The sequence below is a fragment of the Burkholderia sp. Bp9016 genome (genome assembly GCF_003857765.1).
Taxonomy (GTDB): domain Bacteria; phylum Pseudomonadota; class Gammaproteobacteria; order Burkholderiales; family Burkholderiaceae; genus Burkholderia.
Genome location: NZ_QTPY01000020.1, coordinates 91,064 through 109,466 on the forward strand (window position 1 = coordinate 91,064; position 18,403 = coordinate 109,466).

General features: G+C 67.3%; 11 protein-coding genes and 2 pseudogenes. 4 read left to right on the forward strand and 9 right to left on the reverse strand.

The window, feature by feature from the left end:
• Positions 1–220: 220 nt before the first annotated feature.
• A pseudogene (locus tag DIE13_RS23565) lies at positions 221–647 on the forward strand (transglycosylase domain-containing protein); the annotation flags it as partial.
• Between the two features lie 135 nt (positions 648–782).
• Here the strand turns inward: DIE13_RS23565 and DIE13_RS23570 are convergent.
• Positions 783–2,669 carry a WG repeat-containing protein gene (locus tag DIE13_RS23570; RefSeq protein WP_124829522.1) on the reverse strand — a complete coding sequence of 629 codons (1,887 nt, stop codon included), beginning with the start codon at positions 2,667–2,669 and terminating at the stop codon, positions 783–785.
• Between the two features lie 45 nt (positions 2,670–2,714).
• Positions 2,715–3,977, reverse strand: a complete 1,263-nt coding sequence (locus DIE13_RS33500; RefSeq protein ID WP_233410041.1) for a hypothetical protein — start codon at positions 3,975–3,977, stop codon at positions 2,715–2,717.
• Positions 3,978–4,248: 271 nt separating this feature from the next.
• Here DIE13_RS33500 and DIE13_RS23580 point away from each other — a divergent pair, with 271 nt between their 5' ends.
• Entirely contained in the window at positions 4,249–4,695 is a 447-nt protein-coding gene (locus DIE13_RS23580) for a nuclear transport factor 2 family protein (RefSeq protein ID WP_124829523.1), read from the forward strand.
• Positions 4,696–4,728: 33 nt separating this feature from the next.
• Here the strand turns inward: DIE13_RS23580 and add are convergent, their stop codons facing one another.
• Positions 4,729–5,829, reverse strand: coding sequence for an adenosine deaminase (gene add / locus DIE13_RS23585; protein WP_124829524.1), 1,101 nt, complete (start codon positions 5,827–5,829; stop codon positions 4,729–4,731).
• A 46-nt stretch (positions 5,830–5,875) separates the two neighbouring features.
• The gene (locus tag DIE13_RS23590) at positions 5,876–7,225 is read right to left on the reverse strand and encodes an NCS2 family permease (protein WP_124829525.1); all 1,350 of its coding nucleotides are present in this window, start codon (positions 7,223–7,225) and stop codon (positions 5,876–5,878) included.
• Between the two features lie 94 nt (positions 7,226–7,319).
• On the opposite strand from DIE13_RS23590, the gene DIE13_RS23595 reads away from it, so the two are divergent.
• Positions 7,320–8,231, forward strand: a complete 912-nt coding sequence (locus DIE13_RS23595; protein WP_124829526.1) for a LysR family transcriptional regulator — start codon at positions 7,320–7,322, stop codon at positions 8,229–8,231.
• Between the two features lie 30 nt (positions 8,232–8,261).
• On the opposite strand, the gene DIE13_RS23600 is transcribed toward DIE13_RS23595, so the two are convergent.
• The 4 genes and pseudogenes from DIE13_RS23600 to DIE13_RS23615 form a co-directional block, all read right to left on the reverse strand.
• Positions 8,262–9,314, reverse strand: coding sequence for a nucleoside hydrolase (locus tag DIE13_RS23600; protein WP_124829527.1), 1,053 nt, complete (start codon positions 9,312–9,314; stop codon positions 8,262–8,264).
• A gap of 10 nt (positions 9,315–9,324) precedes the next feature.
• Positions 9,325–10,437 (reverse strand): porin, encoded by a 1,113-nt coding sequence (locus tag DIE13_RS23605; RefSeq protein WP_124829528.1) that lies wholly within the window; start codon positions 10,435–10,437, stop codon positions 9,325–9,327.
• A 163-nt stretch (positions 10,438–10,600) separates the two neighbouring features.
• Positions 10,601–11,832 (reverse strand): annotated as a pseudogene (locus DIE13_RS23610) (hypothetical protein).
• 328 nt (positions 11,833–12,160) lie between these two features.
• Entirely contained in the window at positions 12,161–13,579 is a 1,419-nt protein-coding gene (locus tag DIE13_RS23615; protein ID WP_124829530.1) for an MFS transporter, read from the reverse strand.
• Positions 13,580–13,995: 416 nt separating this feature from the next.
• Between DIE13_RS23615 and DIE13_RS23620 the strand changes: the two genes are divergently transcribed.
• Positions 13,996–16,458 carry a DUF3772 domain-containing protein gene (locus DIE13_RS23620; protein ID WP_124829531.1) on the forward strand — a complete coding sequence of 821 codons (2,463 nt, stop codon included), beginning with the start codon at positions 13,996–13,998 and terminating at the stop codon, positions 16,456–16,458.
• Positions 16,459–16,568: 110 nt separating this feature from the next.
• Here the strand turns inward: DIE13_RS23620 and DIE13_RS23625 are convergent, their stop codons facing one another.
• Positions 16,569–18,080 carry an aldehyde dehydrogenase family protein gene (locus DIE13_RS23625; RefSeq protein ID WP_124829532.1) on the reverse strand — a complete coding sequence of 504 codons (1,512 nt, stop codon included), beginning with the start codon at positions 18,078–18,080 and terminating at the stop codon, positions 16,569–16,571.
• Positions 18,081–18,403 lie beyond the last annotated feature (323 nt).

The following is an 18,403-nucleotide window of genomic DNA, read 5'->3' on the forward strand; positions in this document are numbered from 1 at the left end:
CATTCCCGGCATTCCGGCCAACACCGTTAAGCTGCGGCTCGTACGGGGCTGGCCGGCCGCGATTCGTCGGCGGATTTGCGGCCGTGCGCGCAGCAAAAGGTTGTCCGCGGGCAACAAACGTAATCGTCTGTCAATCCTGCAAGCAAACGGGCTTTTTGGCCACAGGCGACGCTGCCCGGTTTGCTAGGATCGCGCCTTCTCCGACCGCGCTCCTGCCGCCGTGAATCGCTTCGTGCCGTTTCTTCGCAACCTGTGGCTTCGCTGCCGTGACGGCACCCGCGCGCTGGGGGTGCCGGCGCATGGCACCGCCTGCGCCATCCGACGCGCCGTGGCGTCGCGCTAACGCTCGCCGCGATACCCGTGCTCGGCCTGCTGGTCCTGCTCGCGTTCGTGCCGTTCACGCCGAGCATCGGCGACATCCGCAAGGCGCGCATCGACCGCCCCGCGCGTGCTGTCGGCCGACGGCCAGTTGATAACCGCGTTCAAGATCGAGACGGTGTACAGCAAGGACGAGATCCTCGAGATCGACCTGAACACCGTGCCGTTCCTGTACAACGCGTATGACGTCGAAAAGGCCGCGCACCTATTTCGGCCAATCGGCCAACCAGTTCGACATCGTCGAGCACGCGACGCTCGTCGGGATGCTAGTTCTCGCCGGACTTCCGGCCGCGCAGCGCACCGGCGAGCGCGCCGAAGCGGCGGCCGCACCCGGGGCTGTTCGACTGGTTGAAGAGTTTCCGTTGATCGCGAAGCCGGCCGGCGGATCCCGCCGGCCTTGCGATTCATCGACGCGTCGTCGTCGCGCGACCGTCCGCGTACAACCAGACCGGCGCGCCGCCGTCGCGCAATGCCGCGACCGGTTCGCCGCCGCTCCAGTTACGCGCGATCGCGACGCGGCGCACGAACCACGGCATCAGCGACGTGCGCGCGGCATGACGGTCGAACAGCGTGTCGTCGCCGATCCTCGTGTAGCGTGCGGGATGCAGCACGGTGCCGTCCGCGCGGAACACGGCCACGCGCACGTCGTCGCCGTCCTCGTCCTGCACGGCCGACAGCCAGCCATGACCGCTGCCCCAGTACAGCCCCGACACATCATCGCACCGGCCCAGCGTAATCGTTGTACCCGCATCCAGATCGCAGATCGCGGCCTGCATCGGCTCGCCAGGCAGGATGCCGATCGCATGGCGCCTGAACAGCTCGCGCGGCACCGCACCATCGTCCGGCAACCACGACAGCGCGCCCATGTTCACGAACTCGAACGGCGTCAGCGCGCGGCCAAGCCCGTCGACGATCGCGCAGCGCCCGTCGTCGCGCCGCACGATATGGCGGATCTCACCGAGTTCGGCCAGCGTCTCGGTCCGTTCAACGTCGATCAGCCGCGCGACTTCCGCGTAACGCGGCTCGACGACCACGCGGCCTTTCAGATCGACGAGGCCGACGTGATCGGCGCGCTGCGCGAGAAACGCGCCGTGCTCGACCGACCATTCGAGCGACGCCCATTCCGGCCGCGCCAGCCATTGCCCGTCGCGACCGACGAGCCCCCAGCGCTCGCCTTCGCATACCGCGACGGCGCTGCCGTTCACGAATTCCTGCACGTCGCCGAAACGCGGCGGAATCACCCATGCGCCGTTCGTGTCGATGAAGCCCCAGCGCTCGTCCACGCTCGCCGATGCCAGCCCGTCGGAGAACTCGCCGAAATCGTCGAGCGACGGTTCGAGCACCCACGTGCCGTCCGTGCGCACGAGCCCGAACCGCTCGCCCACCCGCACGCAGGCGATGTCCTCGCTGAAGTCCCACACCGCGTCGAACGCCGGTTCGTACACGACGCGCGCGCCGGTTTCGTCCGCGAGCAGCAGGCCGACCTTTCCGTCGCGCGCGACCCACAGCAACCGGTCGTCGTGTGCGCCGCTGCGCCACAGGCTTGCCCACTCGGGCGGCACGATCACGTTCCATGCATCGTCGGCTTCACGCCGGACGCCCCACAGGCCGTTGCGTCCGCGAAAGCTGAACGTGTCGTGGTCGAGCCAGTTTCCATGCAACTCGCCGGCGTCGAACATCTCGGCGAAGGTCACGCCGCGCGGCGGCTCCTGGCGCCGGAAGTAGTGATGCGACACGCCACCGAACCCGAAGCCCCAAGCCCAGTCGCGCCAGTCGGCCGGCGTGTCGATTTCGAGCGCATCGCGCAGGCCGCGCACGTCGCGGAAATCCATGCAGTTCGCAACCTGCCACCACAGGCTGGTGCAGTTGGCACGCTCCTGATCGATGTAATCGTCCGGACCGCCGCCGTCGAGCCACGACAGCTCATCGAGGTTCGCGGAAAACCGCGGCGCGCCGTGCGCATCGCCCAGCGCGTCGATCGATTCGCCGAGATGGCGCACGAGCGCGTCGAACTGGCGTGCGAGCGCCGGATCGTCGCCGGGCAGCGGATGCGCGACGACGAACGCCGCGAGCCGCCCGATGCGCGCCTGCGCGGCGCGCGCGTCGCTGGCGAGGTTCGGCGTGCCCGCATCGCCGAACACGCGCTGATGCGTTACCGCGTCGCCCGCACCGCCTTCGGCCAGCAACACGCGCCACAGCAGCGGAAAGTGATTCTTGCTTTCCGCGAACTCGATTGTCCGCGCGTCGTCGCCGTCACCCGCCTGGAGATAAAGCCATGCTCGATTGCCCATTGGAAGGGTCGCCCTCGTCGTCGTATCGTATTCCGGCGTATCGCGTCAGCGCGCGGCCGCCGCCTTCAGCAGCCGCAGCATCTCCGGATCGTCGCCCGCATCGGCCAGCACCTTCGCGGTCGGCTTCACGCCGACACCCAACAGCCGTCGCACACCCTCGACGTGATGCTCGATCACCTCGCCGCGAAGCAGCGTATCGCTCTGCAACACCACGGGATTCGCATCCTTCACGAGCAGCGCGAACACCGACGCCGACACGGGCGGATTCAATGCGTCGGACAACGCGGCGTCGGCGAGATGGTACGGATTGTTGTCGTGGATCTGCCAGCTCAGCGCGCCGCTCGCGTGCAGCTTGCCGAGCGCGGCGAGCGCATCGGCTTCCGGCAGTTTCACGAGTTCGGAGGCGAGATCGCTCGCCTGGTCCTCGCGCCCGTCGCGCAGCGTGTCGGGCGGCGGCAGGTTCGGCACCAGCAGGTCCAGCACGAGCGCTTGCCGGCGCTCGAGGTCCGGCGACGCCTTGGCATCGGCGTCCGAACGGTTGTAGTGCAGCAACTGGCCGGCCACGCGCCAGCGATCGTCGCTGCCATGCTCGTCGCGCGGCACCTGGTGCGCGTGCAGCATCACGTCGAGCCAGCGCCACATCGAATCGACGGTCTTCGCGTCGTTCGACGACAAGCCGTCGCCGACGATCTGGTCGAGCGTCTGCCCGCACACGAATTCGCGCTGCTGCACCGGGTCGAGACCGGCGAAGTATTTGCGCACGCGATCCGACAGTCCGTCGAAGTCCGCCTGGCTCATGTCGGGCGCATGGTAGCCGGGACACGGCCCCGTGCTGGCGATCTCGCGGCCCGGCACTGCCTTCGCGGGGGGCGGCGGCGAATCGCCGCTGCGCGCGACCGGATACAGCTCGATGCCGTCGACCTGGAAGCCCTGCTCCATCCGCAACAGGACGCCCGTGGTCGAATGCTTCGTCGTGAAATTGCTGCCCGTGATCGACGTAACCTGATACGGTGATCCAATCGGCATCTTGATCAGTTCGCCGCCCGGCACGTCGAGTATGCACGCGTCGGCAGGCGGCTTCTCCGGGCCATCCATATCGAGTTCCGCAACGTGCGTCGGGGCGGTTTCGACGCTCCACCGGCCGGCGTCGCGCATGCGCAGCACGATGTCGCCGCCCACCTTCTCGACCCGCATGGTCGCGGGCTTGCCGGCGGCCGGCGCGTAATCGCCGAGCAGGCCGTCGCAGCCGCTGGCGGCCCGCGCGGAGAGCGACACGAGCATCATCAGACAGAAAACGGGAATGCGCACGGCAGGGCCTCTCGAGGTTCGAATTGTTGTCGGAATGCCGGCACGGGGGCGCACGGCGGCGGCGGCACGACCGGATGCCGCCGGACGCCAATATAGCGAACGCGACCGGTGTACGCCAGCCCGCGGTGTAAAGCGGCGCGCGGAGACGGCCGAACCCGTGCGAAGCCGGCTTCGCGATCGGTCGATGTGCCGCCATAGTCCACCTGGACGAAGCGGAAGGGCTGCACGCCGCGCACCATCGCCGTCGTCATCCACCGATGCCGGAGGCTGCATGAGCGCAAGTGCTGTCGAAATCGCGAACCTGCTGTACCGCTATGCGGAGTTGCTCGATGCCGGCGACCTGCCGGGCATGGCGGCGCTGTTCCGGCATGCCCGGCTCAAGGTCGCGGAAGATGCGCCGACGATCGACTCGGACAAACTGCTCGAACTGTTCGATGCGCGCGTCAAGCGCCACGCGTGCGGCACGCCACGCACGAAGCACGTGATTACGAATCCGGTCATCGAGATCGACGAAGCCGCGCATCGCGCGACGGCTCGCTCGTACTACACGGTGCTGCAGGCCACCGACGGCCTGGCGTTGCAACCGATCGCGGCAGGCCGCTATCGCGACGCGTTCGAGCGCGTCGACGGCACGTGGCGTTTCGCGTTCCGCGACTACACGCTGTTCGATTTCGCGGGCGACTTGCGTTACCACCTGAACGATTCGCCGGCCGGCTGACACGCCGACCGGCGGCTACTGCGCGCAGCGCGCTCAGGCCGCCGCAAGCGTCGCGGCCAGCGCGTCGAATTCCGGCGACCACGCCGCGCGCCACGTGGCCTTCGTCGCGTCGTCGACCCACGCGCCGTCGATCCCGTTCAGCATGAATTGCTTCAGGTCGGCGACCGTGAAGCCGAAGTGGCTGAACATCAGCTCCCACGCTTCCGATGGATTCACCTTGTGCAGCGTCGGATCGTCGGTGTTCGGATGGATCTTCAGCCCGAGCCCCGGCATCTTGCGCATCGGATGCAGTTCCGCCCATTGCTCCGGCGGCAGCGTGCGCAGATAGTACGAATTCGTCGGCACGACCGTGAAGACGATCCCGCGCTCCGCGTAGCGCGCGCACAGCGCCGGGTTGTCGACGATCGTATAGCCGTGATCGATACGATCGACGTGCAGCAGGTCGACGGCCGTCTCGACATTGCGCCACGGCATCCCGAACTCGCCCGCATGCGCTGTCGTGCGGAAGCCGGCCGCGCGCGCGTCGCGATACGCCTTCCAGAACAGCTCCGGCGGCCGGTCGTTCTCGCGATAGTCGATCCCGATCCCCGCGACTTCATCCGCGCGATGCGCCTTCATCCATTCGACGATCGCAACCGCTTCGTCGGGATCCTGCTCGCGATCGATGCTCGGGATCAGGCATGCACCGATCCCGAAGTCGCGCGCGGCGTCGCGAATCGCAGTCACGATCGCTGCCTGCGCGTCCGCATACGGAATGCCCGACACGCGCACCGTGCCGGTCGGATTCCAGAAGAATTCCGCATGCCGGACGTTGTGTGCGGCCGCATCCTCCAGATACTCGTACGCGATACGCCGCAGGTCGTCGGGCCGCGTGAGCAAATACTTGTCGAGCGCGCGCAGCACGTGCAGCACGCCGACCGGCTTTTCGCCGCGCGCATAGAACGCGTCGATCTCCGCGCGCTCGATCGGTGCGCCGCTGCGCTCCGCGAGCGCGACGAACGTGTCGTGCCGCACCGCGCCGAGCAGGTGGCAATGCAGCTCCACCTTCGGCAGCGCATGGAAGAAGGCCCGATGGGCCGGCGTGATCTCGATGCCCGTGCGCGCGGCCGGGACGTTACCTGGTGTTGCCTTCATGTCAGTCTCTTTTGCGGTAGTGCCGATGCGTCGTGAAAGCCGTTTCTCAGTGCGGCTTCACAACGGTCCAGAAGTAATAGCCGAGCGGCAGCGCGAGCACAACGAGCCCCCATGACACGTCGCGCCAGCGGCCCGCCAGCAGCTTGACGAGCACGTAGCACAGCAGCCCGCCGGCGATGCCGGTGCCGAAGCTGTTCGACATCAGCGTGAGCAGCACCATCGACATCACGGGCAGCGCATCGGTGAAGTCGTCGAAATGCGTATGGCGGATCGTCGCGAACATCGACAGCCCGATCAGGATCAGCGCCGGCGCGGTCGCCTCTTTCGGAATCGCGAGCGCGACCGGCACGAACAGCAGCATCGCGGCGAACAGCACGGCCGCCGCCAGCGACGACAGCCCGCTGCGGCCGCCGGCTTCGACGCCCGCCGCCGATTCGATCAGCGCCGTCAGCGCGGGAATGCCGAACACGGGGCCGAGCGTCGCGGCGAGCGAGTCGACGAGGAACGGCCGGTTGATGTTCGGCAGGTTGCCCTGTTCGTCGAGCAGGTTCGCCTTCGCGCCGACCGCAAGCGCGGTGCCGAGCGTCGAGAAGAATTCCGCCGCGAAGAACGCGAACAGGTACGGCGCGGCCGCAAGCGTCAGCGCGCTGCGGATGTCGAGCCTGAACGCGATCGGCGCGATACTGTGCGGCAGCGACACGAACGACGCCGGCAGATGCGTGACGCCTAGCGGCACGCCGGCCGCGGCGGCAACCAGAATCGCGATCAGGATTGCGCCGGGCACCTTGCGCGCCTGCAGCACGATCGCGACCGCGAGGCCGATCAGCGCGACGAGCGCGCCCGGCCGCGAGAAATCGCCGAGCGCGAACGCGTTGGTCTTCGCGTTCGCGACGACCATCCCCGCATTGCGCAACCCGAGCATCGTGACGAACAGGCCGATCGACGCGCCGAGGCCGAGCTTGATCTGCACCGGAATCAGCCGCATCACGACGCCGCGCGCGCCGAAGATCGTCAGCAGGAAAAACAGCATGCCGGACACGCATGCGATGCCGAGGCCCGTCTGCCAGCCGACATGTTCGGTCGTCGCGAGCGTCACGCCGATGATCACCGAGCCGCCGATGCCGGGGCCGACGAGGAACGGCAGGTTCGCGTAGAGCCCCATCAGCGTCGTGAACAGCACGAACACGACGATCGTCGCGGTGGTTGCCGCGCCGCGTTCCATTCCGCCGGTCGCGAGCAGCGACGGAATCACGACGAGCAGGTACGCCGCCGCGAGGAACGACGTGATACCCGCGATCGTCTCGGTGCGCACGCTCGTGCCGCGCGCGGCGAGCGCGAAGCGCCGTTCGAGCCAGTTGGCCGGCGTACGCGCCGGCATCGTGTCAGTCGCTGACATGGTGGTTCTCCTGTGATTCCGATTATTGTCCTGTGTCGGTTCGCGCGGCGCGGTCTTATACTGCCGCGTACCGCCTCCCGACCGTACCGTTCCGATGTCGTCCGATCGCTCGTCGCTGCTGCCCGCACTCACGCTGCGGCAGGTCCAGCACTTCGTCGTACTCGCGCATGCGCGCAGCTTCACGCAAGCCGCGCAGGCGCTGTCGCTCACGCAGCCCGCGCTGACCGCGTCGATCCGCCAGATCGAGTTCCTGCTCGGCGGCCGCCTGTTCGCCCGCTCCGCGCACCGGCTCACGCTGACGACCGCGGGCGTTGCCGTGCTGCCGCTTGCCGAGCGCCTGCTGAACCAGGCCCGCGGCACCTTCGACGACATGACGCGGCTCATCGGCGAACGCATCCAGACCGTGCGCATCGCGTTCATCCCGTCGGTCGCCGGCCGCCTGCTGCCTGCACTCAACGCGCTGCGCGGCACGCATTCCACACTGCGCTTCACGCTCACCGACTTGCCAAACAGCGCGCTCGTCGAAGCCGTGCGCGACGGCGTCGCGGATATCGGCATCGGCGTGCGCGAACCCGACAGCGACGACGGCACGCTGCACTACCAGCAGCTGTTCGAAGACGAGATCGTGATCGTCGTGCGACACGACGATCCGCTCGCGAACGCGAAGAGCGTCACGTGGGCAAAGCTCGTCGATCGCGAACTGGCCGTGTTCGTGCGCGGCAGCGTCAGCGAATCGCTGCATCGCACCGGCGGCGCCGAGAAGCTGCGCCTGAACGTCGCGTACCGGATGGAGTACACCGAACCGCTGTACGCGCTCGCACGCAACGGCCTTGCCACTGTCGTGTTGCCGAGCCTCTACACGATGCATCTGCACGATCCCGAACTCGTCGCGCTGCGTATCGAGAAGCCGCGCGTCACGCGCGCGATTTCACTGATCTCGCTCGCCGCCGACGATCGCGGCCCGCACGTGCGCACCTGCCGTGAATGGATCGAGAAGCACATCTGAGCCGGTTCGCCGTGCAGCGCGTCGCGACGTTCAGGGCAGCTTCGCGATGCGCTCCGCCAGCGTCGCGTAGAAACGGTCCGCGTCGACTTCGTTGATCCACGTCGCGTTCGCCGCGCGGCCGCTGCGGCCGTTCCAGTCGACCACCGTTTCGCCGAGCGTCCACTGCCCGCTCGTCTCGACGACGACGTTCACCTTGCGTCCGTTGAACAGCGTCGGATCGACGAGATAGCCGACCGCCGTCGGGTCGTACATCGGCCCGTCCTCGACGCCGCGCCGCTTCCTGTTGTACGCCAGCTCCGCGTCCATGATGTCCGCGACGATCGCGCCGCAGCGGTTGCCGAGCGCGCGAAACGGCACGATGCGCGCCGGCGTGATCGGCGCCTTCACCGCGACGTCGCGCGGCAGCACGACGATCGGCGCGCCGCTGGCGAACACGACTTCGGCCGCTTGCGGATCGACGTAGATGTTGAACTCGGCGGCAGGCGTGATGTTGCCGCGCTCGAAGAACGCGCCGCCCATCAGCACGATTTCGCGCAGCGCACCGCGGATCTGCGGCGCTTCGACCAGCGCGGTCGCGATGTTGGTCAACGGGCCGAGGGCGCACAGCGTCACGCTGTTCGGCGCGGCATGGCTCAGCGTATCGACGAGGTACGACACCGCATGACCGGCCGCAAGGGGCGCGCGCGGTTCGTGCAGTTCGACGCCTTCGAGGCCCGTCTTGCCGTGCACGTTCGCGGCCGTCACGAGGTCGCGCACCAGCGGGCGGGGGCATCCCGCATAGACCGGCAGCGTCTTCGTGCGGCCGGCCCAGTCGCGGACGATCCGCGCATTGCGTTCGGTGAGGTCGAGCGGCACGTTGCCGGCCACGGCGGTCAGCGCGCGCACGTCGAGGCGGTCCTGCGCGCCCAGCGCGAACAGGATCGCGATGGCGTCGTCCTGCCCCGGGTCGGTATCGATGATCACCGTGCGCCGCGCGGCGTCGCCGCCGGCCGCGAACGCGCCGGCTTCTGGCAGCAGCGCCGTGCCGGCCAGCGCGGCGGACAGTTTCAGGAACGTGCGGCGGGATGCGATCGGATAGGTCATGATCGGGCTCTCAGAAGACGTGCCGCACACCGAGCGTCGCCATCATCTGGCGCGTGCCGGTCGAGCGCGCGTACGCGAAGATCTGCGCGTGATCCGCGTCGCCTGCCGCCTGTTGTGCAATCACGGTCAGCGCGACGTCGGTGCGTTTGGACAGGTAGTAATCGGCCTGCAGGTTCACCTGGTGCCATCTCGGCCGCTTGTCGATCACGTCGTACTTGCCGTTCGTGAAGGCATACGCGGCACCGAGGAAAAGCTGTGGCGTCATCGTGTAGACGATGTTCACGCCGACGTTCTGCAGATGCAGGTGCGAATTGTCGAGGTAATCGTAGCGCACGTCGGTAAACATCGCCGCGAACTGCGCGCGGCCGATCGTGTAGAAACCGCCCGTGCCCGCGATGCGCTGCCGGCTCGCGAACACCGCCGGCGACGTCGCGCTCTTCGCGAAGATCAGGAGCGGCGACCCATAGTCGTTCGCGATCGCGCCGTCCGGGTTCGTGCCGCTGTACGGATGGTTGTACTGCGCATAGACCGCGCTCCAGCGTAACGGGCCGCGTTCGTAGCCGAGGCCGAAGCTGTATGCGCTGTTGTTCGCGAAGCCCGTCGCGTTGCTGAAGCCGTACAGCGCGGTGAATTTCAGCCCGTAGTACACGGGGCTCACGTACTTCACCGAGTTCTGCACGCGGATGTCGTTGTAGCCGTTGTCGTTGTCGCCGATGTTCACGCCATTGCTCGCGATGATCACCGGCCCGATGTAGTCGTGGATCGCATCGTACTGGCGGCCGAACGTCAGCGACCCGTAGGTGCGGTCGGCGAGGCCGACGTAGGCCAGGCGCCCGAACTCGCGGCCGTTCTGCGCGGCCGTGCCCGTCATCACGTTGAAGCCGTTCTCGAGCTGGAAGATCGCGGACAGCCCCTGTCCGAGATCCTCCTTGCCCTTCAGCCCCCAGCGCGGGTTCTGGTTCGTGCCGGACAGCGCCTGCCAGGCGTTCTTGCCGCCCTGGTTGGTCGCGTACCCGACGCCTGCCGAGATGAGGCCGTACAGCGTGATGCTGCTTTGCGCGCAGGCATGGGTCGCGAAGGCGCCGAGCATCGCGAGCGGCGCGAGCTTGTGAAGAGTTTTCATGCGGGTCGTGTGGTCGGTGAGAGTCCAGGCGCGGCAGGGTTCCGCGAAACTGGACACGACTATACGAACCCGGATCGGATAATAAAAGTTTGGTTTTCTTATATCTCAATAAAACGGATTTATTCTCATCCCGAGATCTCCCGTGCAGGAGAACCGGTTGCCGTCAGTCCGCCGTGTCGCCGCTCTTCGGCAACTTCGACCATGCGTGGCGTCCCGGCGCCGGCGACCATGCCGGGCGCGTCTTGCGCGCGCTGTCGATCACGACCAGATAGCGGCCGGCGATCGGCGTGATGTCGCGATCGCGACGCAGCACCCACAGCGACTTGCCGGCCTCGACGCGCGCCTGGTAGTCGTCGTCGAGAATGCCGTGCCGGTCGAGGAACGTGTTCAACGAAGCCGGGATCCGCACGCAGCCTTTCGAGTGCCGGATGCCGAGCAGCGGCTCGAGACGATCGGGGTCGGTCGCATGCATCTGGAAGCGCATCGGTGACTTGCCGCCCTTGCCCCAGCCGCGCTCGCCCTCGACCCAGCCGAAGTCGTAGACGCGCATGTCGCGCTTGCCGTAGCCGCGAATGCCGTTGTCGTTCATCGTGCCTTCGGCGCGGAAGTCCATGTTGTCGGGCGAATGATCGAACACGCCGAGCGGCGTCAGGAAGTGATCGTACTGGCCCGGCCAGCCGGTACTGACCGGCGACGCGCCGACCATCAGCCACGCATTGGCCGGCGTCGCGCGAAAGTAGATGAACAGCGCCTGCACGTTCTGGGCGCGATCGACCAACGCGACATACTCGCCCGCCAGATCGCCGAGATTCGCATCGGCGAGTGCTTTCTGAAGCCGCTCGCCGTACGCGCGCTGTTCGTTCGCGGGCACGTTCAGGCGTCGCGTGACTTCCTGCGTGAAGCGCTTGTGCATGTCCATTGCACGCGCGGTCGCGTCTTTCGCTGCCTCGACCGACAGCGGCGGATGCCGACGCGGCAGCATCGGTGCGGGCGCCTCGGCTTCGCTCGCGGCCGTGCCGGACGCCGCCGATGCAGGTGCTGCCTCGGACGCTGCCGAGGCCGCCGATGCACCCGATGCACCCGATGCCCCGCTCGCCGGCGCTGCATGGTGCGCCGCGGACGCTGCGGAAGCGGACGATGCGCCGGACGACGCATGCGCGGTCGGCGCTGGCGATGCAGTTGGTGAGGATGACGTAGCAGCGGACGACGGTGCGTCGGACGCGGCGAACGCAGGCCGATCGACGAGAACGGAAATCGGGAGGGCTGCAGCGAGCCACGTGGCGACTGCGAGGGTACGGCAACGCGGCTTGGCCAGCCACCGCGTCAGGTCGGAAAGTATCATGAAGATCGAAGCCATCGGCCGATCCGGCCGCCGCACAAAGGCGAACGGCGCATCTTCCGCGCGAGCCATCGACACGCCGCAGACCTTGCAGATTCCCGGCGCCGACGCCTCTTCGCGGTGGAGCCGTTTCGCGGATGCAACGCGATCGGTCCGATGGCGGCTAATGAGTCGTCAGGACTTTCATTCTACTCGCGCATGCCGGATTCGGCAGGGCCGAACCCTTCGTTTCGCGGCGGTTTTGCGCTTGGTCACGCTTTGTTTCAACTCGTTGCCGCTTGCTGCATCGTCGCGTGGCAGGCTCGTTCGCTGGCCTTTGCCGCGGCCGTGAAAACGCGTGCCTGCGTGCCGCCCCGCATGCGGCACGCGTGATGCGATCGTCGCCTACTTCGAAATGGCTTCGAGTGCGATGCCTTTGGTGCGCGGCCCCATCAAGCCGATCGCGGCCATCACGACCGCCATCGCGCCGGCGATGAACGCGAACACGCCGAACGTGCCGAAGCCTCTCAGCACGGCGGCGATCACGAACGACGAGAAGATCGCGGAGAAGCGGCTCCACGAGTAGACGAAACCTACCGCGCGTGCGCGGATCGACGTGGGGAACAGTTCGGCCTGGTACGCATGGAAGCTGTACGACATGATGTTGCTCGCGAGCGTGAGACCGATGCCGAGCACGATCAGGAACACGCCCGCCGTCGTCTGGCTGAACAGCAGCCCGCAGACGACGATCGCCGCCGCCATCGCGACGATCACCGACTTGCGCTCGAAGCGGTCGGCGATCACGAGGCCGATCAGCGGGCCGAGCGGCGCCGCGAGCGCGATCACGCTCGAATACATCAGGCTCGACGTGATCGTGATGCCCTGCTTGATCAGCAGCGTCGGCACCCAGTTCGCAAAGCCGTAGAAGCCGACCGTCTGGAACACGTTGAAGATCGTCATCATGATCGTGCGGCTGCGATACGGCTGCACCCACATGTCGCGGAAGCTGCCGCGCGGCGGCACCGGCTCGGCCGGCGCTGGAGGCGGCAACGGGCGACCGTATTCGGCTTCGACCTTCGCCTCCAGCGCGCGCATCACGCGGTCGGCTTCCTCGACACGGCCTTGCTGCGCGAGCCAGCGCGGGCTCTCCGGCAACTCGCGGCGAATCCACCACACGAACAGCGCGCCGTGCGCGCCGATCAGCACGACCCAGCGCCAGCCGTCGAGGCCCAGCGGCGCGTGCGGCACGAGCAGGTAAGCGAGGAACGCGACCACCGGCACCGCGACGAAGCCGACCGCCTGCTCGCACGCGAACGCACGGCCGCGAATCTGCTTCGGCACGAGTTCGGAGATGTACGTGCCGATCGTCACCATCTCGACGCCGAGGCCGAGACCGACGACGAAGCGCCAGAAGTTCAGCCCGCCCGCCGTGTCCTGGAACGCCATCACGATGTTGGCGGCCGTGTACCACAGCAGCGACCACGTGAAGATCGCGCGACGGCCGAAGCGATCCGCGAGAAAGCCGCATCCGATCGTGCCGATGAAGAGGCCGGCGAACAGCGCGGCGATGAAGCTCGCGACGCCTGTCGTGCCGAACAGGCCGTGCGTCGTCGCGGACAGGATCCCGCTTTTCACGAGTCCCGGCGCGACGTAGCCGCTGTACAGCAGATCGTAGAGTTCGAAGAAGAAGCCGAGGCTCAGCAGCACGACGAGCTTCCAGACGCTGCGGGTCGGCGGCAGGCGATCGAGGCGGGCTGAAATCGAGCCGGCGTCGATCGGAGAAGACAAGGCGGCGGCCTGTGGAAAGCTGTCCGTTGAAACCATCTTGGTCGAGTCTCCTGATCGTGTCGTATGTTGTTGTCCGGCGGCCCGCGGGCCGCCGTCGGGCGAATCGCTGCATTGTACCGGCACGCCGCGCGAGCCGCGTCACGTGGCAAACCGGTTCGGACACCCCGTTTCGCGCCGGATAATGTGTAAATTGCGTAACCTTCTGTCGATTCTGTAAGACTCGCCGGCATCGCGATACGCCGTCGCAGCTTGGCAACCGATGCCGGCGCGGGCCCGTCGATACGGACGCTCGGCGCCCTCGCGCGGCGCCGCGGGCCGCATGACGCGCGATACGCCATACGCACAATCGTCGCCATTGCCGCCGCCACACCCCGGTAACATGCTACCGGGCCAACTCCCGGCTTCCCGACGCCTTTCGGCGCCCGGAATCGTCGGCAAAACGTAAGCATTCCATGTCCATGCAACGACTATCCATCTACGCACGCCGGATCGCGCTGTTCGCGCTGCTGCAGTTCGCGGCGATCGCGACCGCGTCGGCGTTTCCGGCAGCCGCGTCCGCGCCGGGCGCGAGCGGCGTCGGCGCCCCCGTGCCGACCATTTCGCTGAACGATGCAATTGCGCAGCTCAAGCAGATGCAGGTCCAGCAGGACCGCATCAAGCAGCAGACGTCGAACGCGACCAACAGCAAGGAGCTCGACGGGCTCGGCGATGCGACGCAGGAACTGAGCGCCGACGTCGACAAGCTGCAGAGCGAGCTCGCGCCGCAGCGTACGCAAATCCAGGCGCAGCTCGACGTGCTCGGTCCGCCGCCGGCCCCGGGTGCATCGCCCGAAACGCCCGCCGTCGCGCAACAGCGGGCGACGCTGAACGCGCGCAAGGCGCAGATCGACGCCGCGCTGAAACAGGCCGCTGACCAGAAGGCCAACCTCGCGAACCTGAACGACCAGTTCGCGAAGCTGCACCGCAGCCTGCTGCGCAACCAGCTCGCGTTCCGTTCGGGCAGCATCTTCGGCGCGCAGTTCTGGCTGCCGCTGTTTCATCTGTCGGCTGACGACGTCCATCGGCTCGAGGATTTCAACGACGAACTGCGCGACATGCTGCACTCGTCCTGGATGCCCGGACAGCGTGCGATCACCACGCTGCTGATGATCGCCGCGCTCGCCGTATGGCTCGGCGGCCGCCGCCTCGTCGAACGCGGGCTCGCGTGGGTCTGCCTGAACCACCTGCCGCCCACGCGGCTGCGCCGCAGCGCACTTGCACTGTCGACGGCGTTCTCGACGCTGTTCGCGACCGCCGTCGCCGTCCAGATTCTTTATCTCGCGCTCGCTCGGCACTACGAGCTCACGCCGTCGATGAGCGATCTGTGGGATCAGTTCGCGAAGCTGGCGGTAACCTGCGCGCTGATCGCCGGGCTCGGCCGCGCGCTGCTCTGTACGAAGCACCCATCGTGGCGGCTGCCGGCGCTCGCCGATCCGGTCGCGCTCGCGATGAAGCCGTTCCCCGGTGTGCTGGCCGCACTGTTGCTGATGTCCGGCACGCTCGAATCGATCAACCGGATCGTAGACACCAGCCTGTCCGTCACGCTGTTCGGTCGCGGGATCGTGTCGCTCGTCGTCGCGCTGACCGTCGGCGCATCGCTGCTGCGCGCGAACCGCGTGCGCAGCGCGCTCGCGGAAGCCGGCGAAGCGCCCGAGCAGCGCTCGACGCTGGCGGGGCTGATCCATGCCGGCGTCACGCTGGCGATCGTCGTGTCGCTGGGCGCGCTCGTGATCGGCTACATCACGGTCGCGCGCTTCATCACGTACGAGCTCGTGTGGTTCGAGATCGTGCTGTGCAGCGTCTACATCCTCACGCAACTGACGCGCGACGCGAGCGAGAGCCTGTTCTCGGCAAGCCTGCCGACCGGCAAGCAGATCAAGCACCTGTTCGCGCTCGACGACCGGCATCTCGACCAGGCGCACACCGTCGCGTCCGGCCTCGGCACGAGCCTGTTGATGCTGGTCGCGGCCATCGCGCTGCTCACGGGCGGTTTCGGCACGACGCCGAGCGACCTGCTCGACAGCGTGGTCTCGATGATCGGCGGTCAGCGGCTGCAGAGCCTGAACATCATGCCCGACCGGATCATGAATGCGGGAATCGGATTCGCGATCGGCTTCTACCTGCTGCGCTCGGTGCGTCGCTGGCTCGACAGCGAGTTCATGCCCGCGCTCGGCATGGACGCGGGGATGCGCGTATCCCTGATCACGCTGTTCACCAACGTCGGCTACGTGCTGCTCGTGCTGATGACGCTCGGGCTGCTCGGCGTCAAATGGAGCAACCTCGCGTGGATCGTCAGCGCGCTGTCGGTCGGTATCGGTTTCGGCCTGCAGGAGATCGTGAAGAACTTCGTGTCGGGGCTGATCCTGCTGACCGAGCGGCCGGTGAAAGTCGGCGACATGGTCAGCATCTCGGGCGTCGAAGGCGACATCCGCCGCATCAACGTGCGCGCGACCGAGATCCAGCTGAGCGACCGCTCGACCGTGATCGTGCCGAACTCGCAGCTGATCTCGCAGAACGTGCGCAACGTGACGATGGGCAACAGCACGCAGGGCGTCGCGACGCTGATGCTGACGTTCCCGCTGAACACCGATCCCGAGCAGGTGCGCGACCTGCTGCTCGACGCGTATCGCGAACACCCGGCGATTCTCGACAAGCCGGCGCCGTCGGTGACGTTCAGCCAGCTCACGCCCGACGGCATTACGCTGAGCGTGACCGGTTATGTGGCGAGCCCGCGGATCGCGAGTTCGACGAAGAGCGATCTGCTGTTCGAGATCCTGAAACAGTTGCGCGCGGCGCGGATCACGCTGTCGACGCCGCAGATGCTCGTTGTGCAGAACATGCCGGCGAACGAGGGCGCCACGCGACACGAGCCGTGATCGGGCGCCGCGGCATGCGTGTCGCCCACAACGACAAGGGCCGGTCACCGCTTTCGCGGCAACCGGCCCTTTTCATTCGATCGTCGACGCGCCCTGCCGGGCGCGCGCCATCACACGTCGAACTTCACACCCTGCGCCAGCGGCAGCTGACGGCTGTAGTTGATCGTATTCGTCGCACGGCGCATATACGCCTTCCACGCATCCGAACCCGACTCGCGGCCGCCGCCCGTTTCCTTCTCGCCGCCGAACGCGCCACCGATCTCCGCGCCGCTCGTGCCGATGTTCACGTTGACGATCCCGCAATCGCTGCCCGCTGCCGACATGAACTGCTCGGCCTCGCGCATGTCGTTCGTGAAGATCGCCGACGACAGACCTTGCGGCACGGCATTGTGCACGTCGATCGCGTCTTCGAAATTGTCGTAGATCATCACGTACAGGATCGGCGCGAACGTCTCGCGCTCGACCACCGACGATTGCTTCGGCATCCGCACGATTGCCGGACGCACGTAGTACGCATCCGCATGACCGACGTCGACGCGCTCGCCGCCCTTCACCTCGCCGCCCTGCTCGCGCGCATCGGCCAGTGCCTTCTGCATCGCGTCGAACGACGCGCGGTCGACCAGCGGGCCGACGAGCGTGCCTTCCTCGAGCGGGCTGCCGACCTTCACCGACGCATACGCCTTCTCGATGCGCGGCAGCAGTTGATCGGCAATGCTGCGATGGACGATCAGGCGGCGCAGCGTCGTGCAGCGCTGGCCGGCCGTGCCGACCGCCGCGAACGTGACGGCGCGCACCACGAGGTCGAGATCGGCGCTCGGCGCGACGATCATCCCGTTGTTGCCGCCGAGCTCGAGGATGCCGCGCGCGAGACGCTGGCTCAGCACCTTCGCGACTTCCGTGCCCATCCGCACGCTGCCGGTCGCGCTGACGACCGGCACCTTCTTCGACGACGTCAGCACTTCACCGACATCGCGCATGCCGAGCACCAGCTGGCTCAATTCCGCCGGCGCGACGCCCGGATGCGTCTTCTCGAATTCGCGGATCGCCTTCTGGAGCAGCACGTGGCACGCGATCGCGGTGAGCGGCGTCTTCTCCGACGGCTTCCACACGACCGAATCGCCGCAGACGAACGCGAGCGCCGCATTCCACGCCCACACCGCGACCGGGAAGTTGAACGCCGAGATCACGCCGCACACGCCGATCGGGTGCCACGTTTCCATCATCCGGTGGCCCGGGCGCTCGGACGCGATCGTCAGGCCGTAAAGCTGACGCGACAGGCCGACCGCGAAATCGCAGATGTCGATCATTTCCTGCACTTCGCCGAGCCCTTCCGACGTGATCTTGCCGGCTTCGAGCGTGACGAGGCGGCCCAGCTCGGCCTTGTGCTCGCGCAGCACGTTGCCGAACACGCGCACCAGCTCGCCGCGCACCGGCGCCGGCACCGTGCGCCACTTGAGGAATGCGTCGTGTGCGGCGTCGATCTTGCGCTCGGCGTCAGCGGGCGAGTCGACCGCCAGCGTCGCGAGCGTCGCGCCATCGAGCGGCGAACGCGCGGTCAGCGCATTGCCTTTCCACTGGGCGAGATCGATATCGAGCGCGGCAAGAATGTCGTTGAATTGCATCACTTCCTCTTCAGGGACAGATTGATCGGTGCGGCGGCGACGCCGCCCGCGTGATTCGATTGGAGCGCGTTCACGCGCCCTGTGCAAGCGGATGCGCTGCTCGGCAGGCCCGGTGCGCCGCGTGGCGCATCGCGCTGCGCCGCCGCCGGAAACCCCGGCCGGACGGCACGCCCCCGCCTCGCAAGGCACGATCCATGAGACACATTGTCGGTGGCCACAAGTCGGGCCGCTATTGATATTAACTCACGACTTCATTCCCAAAACGCAACACCCGGGCAGGAAACACGGGGCCGTTTCAGCCCGCATATGGGACGTGTCCAAAG